The sequence below is a fragment of the Pseudomonas gregormendelii genome (assembly GCF_017114825.1).
Classification (GTDB): Bacteria; Pseudomonadota; Gammaproteobacteria; order Pseudomonadales; family Pseudomonadaceae; genus Aquipseudomonas; species Aquipseudomonas gregormendelii.
Genome location: NZ_JADEVO010000096.1, coordinates 1 through 1,235, shown reverse-complemented (window position 1 = coordinate 1,235; position 1,235 = coordinate 1). Strand labels below are relative to the sequence as shown.

At 54.7% G+C, this 1,235-nt stretch carries 1 protein-coding gene; it reads right to left on the bottom strand.

From position 1 onward, the window contains the following. Positions 1-8 precede the first annotated feature (8 nt). A protein-coding gene (locus tag IMW75_RS26710; protein WP_205894305.1) for an IS3 family transposase occupies positions 9-1,171 on the bottom strand; the annotation gives its coding sequence in 2 pieces (ribosomal slippage) (positions 9-916 and positions 916-1,171; 1,164 coding nt in all). Between the last annotated feature and the right edge of the window lie 64 nt (positions 1,172-1,235).

The following is a 1,235-nucleotide window of genomic DNA, read 5'->3' as shown; positions in this document are numbered from 1 at the left end:
TGTAGTGGTCAACTAATCCCGGACACGACGTTAAGTTTTTCCTCGGCCCGCGCTGGTGCCAACCCCTCGTTGAATTGGTGAGGCCGAATCCAGTTGTAGCGATGCATCAAAAAATGGCTGATATCGCGCTGTGCTTCCTGCGCAGTTCGATAGCCCACGGTCGGTATCCATTCTGTTTTCAAGCTGCGAAATACGCGCTCCATCGGTGCGTTATCCCAGCAGTTTCCTCGTCGACTCATGCTCTGGCGCATGCGGTATCGCCACAACCGCTGGCGAAAGAGTCGGCTTGCATATTGCGATCCTTGGTCCGAGTGGAATAGCAGATCCGAAGGCCTGCCACGCTGCTCGTAGGCCATATCCAACGCTTTGATCACCAGCTCAGCGTCTGGCTTTTCCGACAGCGCCCAACCCACGATCCGACGCGTACAAAGATCCAAGACGACAGCCAGGTAATGCCACTTTCCTTGCGCCCAAATGTAGGTGATATCGCCGCACCAGACTTGATTGGGCGCTGCCACATCGAACTCGCGGTTCAATGTGTTCGGGATATCGAGTCTTTCTACTGTTGCTCGTTTGTAGGCATGGGAGCCGGGTTGTTTGCTGACTAAATCAAGCTCGCGCATCAAGCTACGCACTTTGAATCGACCGAGTTGCTCACCGTCTTCACGCATCAGCGACAGAATGCTACGACTGCCCGCAGAGCTGCGACTTTGCGAGAACAGCTCACTGACGCGACTACGTAATCGAAGCCGTTCAACATCGGGCGTGCGGCGCCGCAGGCGCTGGGCGTAGTAACACGAGCGAGTGACGTCAAACACCTTGCACAGCCAATCAACCGGCTCATGGGCGCTCAACTGGTCAATCAGCGCGAACGCTCGTGATCTTCCGACATCAAGAGCGCGGTAGCCTTTTTTAGTATTGATTTCTCTCGCTCAAGCCGAGCAATCCGGGCTTCCAGCTCCTGAATTTTTTGCTGCTCCGACGTCAGTGCCTTGCTCTGCGGAGTGATGCCTTTATGTTCTTTCTGAATCTGGTCAACCCAGCGGCGCAATGCCGACTCACCAATGCCGAGTGAACGGCTGGCTTCGATGTAGCTGTAGTTTTGTTTGAGCACAAGGTCGGCAGCCTCGCGCTTGAATTCAGCGGAAAAGGAACGGCGTTGTTTGGTCATCTGACACCTCGATCTGGCGAGCATTCTCGCCTAAATGGGTGTCCGGTTTCATTAGACCACTACA